Below are 7564 nucleotides of genomic sequence, written 5' to 3'. Positions count from 1 at the left end.
CTTTCCTGAGCGTCTTAGTCGTAGTTAGTCATTAGCTTGCCGGAACGTTGCGACGCGCGGCGGTGAATATACATTGTAAAATCGCGTCCGGGATAACGACCAACACATTAAATAGCAAAACAGGAGGTTCTACATGGGAAAAAGAAAAAAAGAAGAATTGCCCGATTACACAGTAGCCAATATGGATGTGGATGGTATGCCCTGGAATTCCAGAAGACCATGGCAGATATTTCCTGGAGATCCATCCAGACGCAGAAAAGAATTTGATGTAAAAGTGCCGGAACCGGGAATGGAAAATGAAGTGACGGATAATCTGAGCGCTTTTCAGAATCCGCCGATGACGAAGGAAGAAAGAAGAGGAATCATCTGGCTTTCGCTAAAGGCGTCACTGACTGTGGGACTGATCTTTGGCGGTGCGGCATTTTTGTTTATTTTATTCTGTGTATTCGTGTGGCTGAAATAAAAAAAGAGAACAGCGGTTTTACCTGTGAAAGTGAGCATTTCACAGGTAGAGCCGCTGTTTTTTATTAGATATCATGAAACATTCCGATTTTATTCTTAATTTTTTGCATTTCGTTATCCGTTTCGATTACTGCCTGGGCCGAGCGGAGCAGTTCCTCACTGATCTCTGCATATCCTGGCAGGTCCTCGATTCCCTTCTTGTAGCGGAGCTGATGCTCCAATGTAGCCCAGAAGTCCATGCCGTTGGTGCGGATCTGAAGTTCTACTCTCATAGGTGTTTTCCCCTTGGAGAAGAATACCGGAATCTCCACTATCATATGATAACTACGATAACCATTTGGCTTGGGATTCTTGATATAATCCTTGATTTTAATAACTTTAATATCATCCTGTCCGGCAATCAGATTGGCCACTGTATAAATATCGTCAATGAAAGCACAGACCACCCGGACACCAGCCACGTCATTTAATTGTTCCTGAATATTCTCCGCTGTAAAATCATATCCTAGCTTCTGCAGTTTCCGGTAAATACTTTCCGGTTTCTTTATCCTTGTCTTAATAAAAGATATGGGATTTCGCTTATACTCTACTGAAAATTCATCGTCCAGAACCTCCAGCTTAGTCTGTACCTCCCGGATGGCACATCTATACATCATCATCAGATCATTAAACTTTGCTGCATTTTTGATAAAACGCTGCGGATCTGGCGTATCCAGCCAGGGCGCATTCTTTTCTCCTTCGTTCATAGCGAATCCTTTCATTTTTAACATACAGATTATCCTGCATGAAGAATTTTATATAGTCTTATTATATAAGAAAAACGCTGTGGAAGCAACGGATAAATCCTTAGAGATATCCAGTGAAGGATAAGAAAATATTGTTAAAAAACATATAAAATACCGCTGTCATATTTTACTGTGATTTTACTTTTAAAAGCTAGTGCATTTTACATCCAAACATTAAGATACAACTGTAATCGCGAGAGAGGTAAAAAACATAAGGACCGCGAAGAAAAGGAGAAATGAATTATGAAAAAAGGTTTAGCAGTAGCAATGGCGGCATTATTAGGAGTAGCAACAATGGGAACAACAGCAATGGCAGCAGCTTCCGGAGATATTACAATCTGCTCAAGAGAAGACGGATCCGGTACAAGAGGCGCATTCATCGAACTGTTTGGAATTGAAGAAAAAGACGCAGATGGAAATAAAGTAGATAATACAACTGAGGCAGCAAAGATCACAAACAGCACATCCGTTATGTTAAGCACAGTAGCTCAGGATGTAAATGCAATCGGATATGTATCCCTTGGCTCCCTGGATGACAGCGTAACAGCAGTAAAGATCGATGGTGCAGAGGCAACAGCAGAGAACATCGAGTCTGGTGATTACAAGGTGGTTCGTCCATTCAATATTGCAACAAAGGATGATGTCAGCGAAGCTGCACAGGATTTCATTACATACATCATGAGTGCAGATGGACAGAAGATCATTGAAGACAACGGATACATCTCAGTAGGTGACAAACCTGCATACGAAGCAGCTGCTATAGAAGGAAAAGTTGTAGTAGCTGGTTCCTCTTCTGTAACACCTGTTATGGAAAAACTTGCTGAAGGCTATAAAACAGTAAATGACAAAGTTGAAATTGAGGTTCAGCAGAGCGATTCCACAACCGGTATGACATCTGCAATCGACGGACTTTGCGATATCGGTATGGTATCCCGTGATTTAAAAGACAGCGAGACTGCGGCTGGTCTTACCGCAACTGTTATCGCAAAAGATGGTATCGCTGTAATCGTAAACAACGACAGCGGTGTTGAAGAACTTACCAGTGAGCAGGTAAAAGATGTTTACACAGGAAACATCACAACCTGGGAAGACCTTGCAAAATAATAAGAAATAAAGTTACTGTTCGCAAAAAAGACCTTGTGGAATGCTACCAGTGAATAGTAAAGAAATAAAGTACCTTTACAGTTACGAAACATGAAATAGAAATAAGGAATCCTGCAAAGCTGGTCAAAAGCTTTGCAGGATCCAAATTTTCCGAATAAAAAAGGAACTTACTTTATATGAAATCGATTAAAGAAACTGGAATGAAATTTGTATTCCTTGCAGCGGCCTGTACTTCCGTATTAGCCGTTGCATTAATCTGCATTTTCCTGTTTGCAAACGGAATCCCGGCAATGGCGAAGATTGGTCTGCCAGATTTTCTGTTTGGAATGAAGTGGAAGCCATCCAATGGACTGTATGGAATTTTTCCATTCATTCTGGGAAGTATTTATGTAACAGCGGGGGCAATTGTGGTGGGAGTTCCAACAGCCCTTCTGCTTGCAATCTTCCTCGCATTTTATTGTCCGAAAAAGCTGTATGCACCATTAAAGGCAATGGTAAACCTCCTTGCAGGAATCCCATCTGTTGTTTATGGATTTTTCGGTTTGACAGTGTTTGTCCCGCTGCTTCGACAGCTTACCGGTCATGATGGAAGTACCATGCTGACAGCTTCCGTGCTTCTTGGAATTATGATCCTTCCAACGGTAACCGGCGTTGCAGAACCAGCCTTAAAAAGTGTTCCCACAAGTTATTATGAAGGGGCACTGGCACTTGGAGCAACCCACGAAAAAAGTGTATTTGGCACTGTTTTTCCGGCTGCAAAATCAGGTGTATTAGCTGGCGTGGTTCTTGGAATCGGACGTGCCATTGGTGAGACGATGGCAGTGATCATGGTAGCTGGAAACCAGACCTGGATGCCCCAGGGATTGTTCAAAGGACTTCGAACCATGACCGCAAATATTGTAATTGAAATGGGCTATGCAACCGATCTTCACAGGGAAGCGCTGATTGCTACAGGTGTTGTACTTTTTGTATTCATCCTGATCATAAACCTGTGTGTATCAGCCCTGAAAAGGAGAGCAGAAGATGAGTAAAAGTAAATTATCTTATTGGAAAAATCATCCTGGTTCTGCCATCCTAAGGCTCCTGGTATGGTTATCTGCAATTATTACAGTGGCAGTTATGGCGTTTCTTATTGGTTTTATTCTGATAAAAGGTGTTGGAAATCTGACACCAGACTTGTTTGCACTGGAATATAATTCTTACAATGCATCTTTAATGCCGGCACTGATCAATACCTTGATCATCACCCTGTTATCTTTGGTGATCGCAGTGCCATTTGGAATTTTTGCAGCAATTTATCTGGTTGAGTATGCGAAAAAGGGCAGCAAGCTGGTCAAGATCATTCGCATTACAACAGAAACTCTTCAGGGAATTCCATCCATTATCTTCGGTCTGTTCGGTCTTCTGTTTTTCAGTACCGCTCTCCATTGGGGATATTCCCTTCTGGCTGGTGCCATGACACTGGTGATTATGATCCTTCCGTTGATCATCCGTACTACAGAGGAGGCACTTATGGGTGTCCCGGATGCGTACAGAGAAGCTTCCTTTGGCCTTGGGGCAGGAAAGCTCCGCACTGTGTTTAAAGTGGTGCTTCCAAGTGCAATTCCCGGAATCCTTTCCGGTGTGGTACTTGCGACAGGACGTATTGTTGGTGAGACTGCAGCCCTGATTTATACTGCCGGTTCTGTGGCGAAGGTTCCATCCAGTCTGATGGGATCCGGTCGTACCCTGGCAGTACATATGTATGTGCTTTCCAGTGAGGGACTTTACATGGATCAGGCTTATGCCACAGCGGTTATCCTGCTGATATTTGTACTGATGCTAAACTGGATTTCCGGAGTATGTGCTAAGAGACTGAGTAAAGCAAGCGGAGAGAAGTAAGGGCACGAAATTTATAAAAATTGCAAAACGGATTTGTGAAAATAAAACATATGTTTTGCAGAGCTTATGAATAAAAAAACGGTATGCAAACAGTAGTAGGTTATCAGAAAAAGATCATCAAGAAAGGCAGTAAAGCAGCTGGCAGATATAAAGTATATAGCTGTCAAAGCTTTCACAAAAGGAGAATATGGGTAAAATAGATGTAAAAAACATGGATCTGTATTATGGCAGCTTCCATGCCTTAAAAAATATCAATCTGGATATCCCGGAGAAGAAAATCACCGCTTTTATCGGCCCTAGTGGCTGCGGAAAATCCACTTTACTGAAATCCTTAAACAGAATGAATGATCTGGTAGAAGGATGTAAAATCACAGGGGATATCCGTCTGGATGGAGAGGATATTTACGGAGATATCGATGTAAACCTGTTGAGAAAACGTGTGGGAATGGTTTTCCAGAAACCAAATCCTTTTCCAATGAGCATTTATGATAATATTGCATATGGACCTCGTACTCATGGAATTCATTCCAAGGAAAAACTGGACGATATCGTAGAGCGTGCTCTTCGAAATGCTTCTATCTGGGATGAGGTAAAAGACAGGTTGAAAAAGAGCGCCCTGGGTATGTCTGGCGGACAGCAGCAGAGACTTTGCATTGCAAGAGCTCTTGCAGTAGAGCCGGAGGTACTTCTTATGGATGAGCCTACCTCTGCACTTGATCCAATTTCAACATCCCACATTGAGGATCTGGCGTTGGAATTAAAAGACCGTTACACTATCGTGATCGTAACTCACAACATGCAGCAGGCAGCCCGTATTTCTGACAAGACTGCATTTTTCCTGCTGGGTGAGATTATTGAATATAACGATACTACAGAACTGTTTTCCAGACCACAGAACAAGAAAACAGAAGAGTATATTACAGGGAGGTTTGGTTGATATGAGAGATGTGTATACCGCAAAGCTCTTCAGGCTTTCAGATGAGGTCCTGGAAATGGGAAATCTGTGCGGTCAGGCCATCATGAAGACCTGTCAGCTTCTGGCAAGCGTGGAGGTCCGTGAGGCTGCCACAAAGGAGATTGGAAGAATTGAGAAGGAGATTGACGACAAAGAGCATAATATTGAGGCTCTGTGCATGCAGCTTCTTCTGAAACAGCAGCCGGTTGGTACTGATCTTCGTAAAATTTCCGCAGCACTTAAGATGGTAACAGATATGGAGCGAATCGGCGACCAGGCTACTGATATTGCGGAGATTCTGAACACAGGCAGCGTTCATATACCAGTAACAGCCATCCCGCTTCAGGAAATGGCAGATTATGCCATGCATATGGTAAATGACAGTGTTACCGCTTATGTAGAGGGAAAAAGTGACCTGGCAAAAAAGGTGATCAGCAGTGATGATATTCTGGATAATCTTTTCGATAAAGTAAGAAATGCGTTGGACCAGAACACCATGGACTTTTCCAGTGACGAGGTTCTTGATCTTCTGATGATCTCCAAATACTATGAGCGAATCGGCGACCACGCCACCAACATCGGAGAGTGGGCAGAGTTTTCTGTAGACGGAATTCACAGAAATGGAGACAGCATCAGCGATCTGTTTAATCCGGATTCCTTATAATAAGATTAGAGCGTGTTTGAAAAATCATTCCCACAATCTGCACGCCCCACTTTGCGGGAGCTTTCACCCGAATTCGGTTGCCGTAGCCCGCTACGGCGCCCTCATCCGAGCGAAATCTCCCACAAATTGTGACGCACATCTTGCAGAAAGCCTTTTTCAAACACGCTCTAGAACAAAGACAGGGGCAAACACGTTTTGCCTCTTTTTAGTAAGAAAAAGAACCTTGTCTGACTGGCTAAAAGCATCGTATCAGACAAGGCTCTATGTTTTTCAGGAGAGGAATTCTTTCTTTACTTTTATTTTATTCGTAATTTTTATGTTTTTTAAAGAAATCCTTTGTTTCCTTTACGACTACACCGCTTAAAGCAAGCAGCGCAATCAGGTTCGGGAAGGCCATCAAGGCATTGAAGATATCTGCAATGTTCCAGACAGCAGCAACAGTCATGTACGGTCCGAAGAAGACGCAGATGATATATAACCAGCGGTAAGTTTTTACTGCAGTCATGTTGCGGTTGAAAAGGTATTCCAGGCAGCGCTCACCGTAATAATCCCATCCGAGGATGGTTGTGAATGCGAAGAATACCAGGCACAGCATAAGAGCAAAGGAGGCAAACTGTGCAGGGAAGGGAAGCCCCTTCTGGAAAGCTGCAGTAGTAATCGCAACACCTTCAAGTCCTGTATTCCAGGTTTCGGTAATGACAATGGAAAGACCTGTCATGGTACAGATTACAATGGTATCAATAAAAGTACCGGTCATGGAAACAAGTCCCTGGCGAACCGGTTCCTTTGTCTGAGCGGCAGCTGCAGCAATAGGAGCGCTACCAAGACCAGACTCGTTTGAGAAAATACCGCGGGCAATACCTTTCTGCATTGCCACAACCATGGTTCCCATGGCACCGCCTGCAAGGGCACTTCCGTTGAAGGCTGTTTTTACAATTGTAGCGATGGCACCAGGAACTGCGGTAATATTTGTGATCACAATGATCAGTGCAAGTGCAACATAAAGAACCGCCATAAATGGAACGATGATCTGGGAAACTTTTGCAATACGCTGAATACCGCCAAGAACTACAAGTCCTACGCATAAGGTAAGAATCAAGCAGGCGATTACAGTTGCCCAGGAATATGTATTTCCAAAAAGGGAAACGGTGTGTACGGTATCCGGGTCAAAGAAGTTCTTTACTGCAGAAGCAATACCGTTTACCTGAGTAAAGGTACCAATTCCGAAAAGACCGACTCCGGCTCCAAAGAATGCAAAAATTTTCGCAAGCCATCTCCACTGTTTTCCCATACCATTCTCAATATAATAAAATGGTCCGCCAAGAACGTGTCCGTCCTTGTCGATGGTACGGTATTTGATGGCCAGAAGTCCTTCTGCATATTTGGTTGCCATTCCGAAGAATGCAGCAACGATCATCCAAAACAGGGCTCCGGGTCCGCCGGCAGCAATAGCAGTGGCAACACCTACGATGTTACCGGTTCCGATAGTTGCGGACAAAGCTGTGCAGAGCGCACCAAAGCTTGTGACTTCACCTTCGCCGCCTTCTTCATTTTTTACCATGAATTTCAGTGCTTTTCCCAGATGTCTTACCTGTAAAAAGCCTAACCGAACGGTTAAAAGGAATCCTGTGATCAGGATCAGAATGATTAACGGAAGTCCCCAGACTACTCCGTCAAACCAGGTGATAAAGTTGTTGATTTGTGTAAACATGT

General features: G+C 43.4%; 9 protein-coding genes and 1 pseudogene. 7 read left to right on the top strand and 3 right to left on the bottom strand.

Annotation, left to right across the window (positions count from 1 at the left end):
- Positions 1 to 133 precede the first annotated feature (133 nt).
- Positions 134 to 463 carry a hypothetical protein gene (locus AB5170_RS00935; RefSeq protein WP_195379234.1) on the top strand — a complete coding sequence of 110 codons (330 nt, stop codon included), beginning with the start codon at positions 134 to 136 and terminating at the stop codon, positions 461 to 463.
- A 64-nt stretch (positions 464 to 527) separates the two neighbouring features.
- Here the strand turns inward: AB5170_RS00935 and AB5170_RS00930 are convergent, their stop codons facing one another.
- The gene (locus tag AB5170_RS00930; protein ID WP_243243746.1) at positions 528 to 1223 is read right to left on the bottom strand and encodes a GTP pyrophosphokinase family protein; all 696 of its coding nucleotides are present in this window, start codon (positions 1221 to 1223) and stop codon (positions 528 to 530) included.
- Between the two features lie 267 nt (positions 1224 to 1490).
- Between AB5170_RS00930 and AB5170_RS00925 the strand changes: the two genes are divergently transcribed.
- The 5 genes from AB5170_RS00925 to phoU all read left to right on the top strand — a co-directional run bounded on the left by AB5170_RS00925 (position 1491) and on the right by phoU (position 5851).
- Positions 1491 to 2351: a substrate-binding domain-containing protein gene (locus AB5170_RS00925; protein ID WP_368362023.1), complete on the top strand. Its 861-nt coding sequence runs from the start codon at positions 1491 to 1493 to the stop codon at positions 2349 to 2351.
- Positions 2352 to 2527: 176 nt separating this feature from the next.
- The gene (gene pstC / locus AB5170_RS00920) at positions 2528 to 3382 is read left to right on the top strand and encodes a phosphate ABC transporter permease subunit PstC (protein WP_195409367.1); all 855 of its coding nucleotides are present in this window, start codon (positions 2528 to 2530) and stop codon (positions 3380 to 3382) included.
- Entirely contained in the window at positions 3375 to 4232 is an 858-nt protein-coding gene (gene pstA / locus AB5170_RS00915; RefSeq protein ID WP_368362024.1) for a phosphate ABC transporter permease PstA, read from the top strand. Before pstC ends, pstA begins: the two co-directional genes overlap by 8 nt.
- 187 nt (positions 4233 to 4419) lie before the next feature.
- Positions 4420 to 5169 (top strand): phosphate ABC transporter ATP-binding protein PstB, encoded by a 750-nt coding sequence (pstB, locus tag AB5170_RS00910; RefSeq protein ID WP_195409365.1) that lies wholly within the window; start codon positions 4420 to 4422, stop codon positions 5167 to 5169.
- A gap of 1 nt (position 5170) precedes the next feature.
- Positions 5171 to 5851, top strand: coding sequence for a phosphate signaling complex protein PhoU (gene phoU, locus AB5170_RS00905; RefSeq protein ID WP_195991435.1), 681 nt, complete (start codon positions 5171 to 5173; stop codon positions 5849 to 5851).
- Here the strand turns inward: phoU and AB5170_RS00900 are convergent.
- Positions 5832 to 5990 (bottom strand): DUF6783 domain-containing protein, encoded by a 159-nt coding sequence (locus AB5170_RS00900; RefSeq protein ID WP_368361718.1) that lies wholly within the window; start codon positions 5988 to 5990, stop codon positions 5832 to 5834. The two genes, phoU and AB5170_RS00900, sit on opposite strands and share 20 nt — an antisense overlap.
- Between AB5170_RS00900 and AB5170_RS00895 the strand changes: the two are divergent.
- Positions 5928 to 6215 (top strand): annotated as a pseudogene (locus tag AB5170_RS00895) (DUF6783 domain-containing protein); the annotation flags it as partial. The gene AB5170_RS00900 and the pseudogene AB5170_RS00895 sit on opposite strands and share 63 nt — an antisense overlap.
- Here AB5170_RS00895 and AB5170_RS00890 read toward each other — a convergent pair.
- Positions 6153 to 7562 carry a sodium:alanine symporter family protein gene (locus tag AB5170_RS00890; protein ID WP_173717955.1) on the bottom strand — a complete coding sequence of 470 codons (1410 nt, stop codon included), beginning with the start codon at positions 7560 to 7562 and terminating at the stop codon, positions 6153 to 6155. The pseudogene AB5170_RS00895 and the gene AB5170_RS00890 sit on opposite strands and share 63 nt — an antisense overlap.
- Between the last annotated feature and the right edge of the window lie 2 nt (positions 7563 to 7564).

It is taken from the genome of Ruminococcus sp. RTP21484sp1_RTP21281st1_A8_RTP21281_210402 (assembly GCF_040914025.1).
Taxonomy (GTDB): Bacteria; Bacillota; Clostridia; order Lachnospirales; family Lachnospiraceae; genus Blautia_A; species Blautia_A faecis.
The sequence above is the reverse complement of the archived record's forward strand: the minus strand, read 5'-3'. Positions and strand labels throughout refer to the sequence as shown.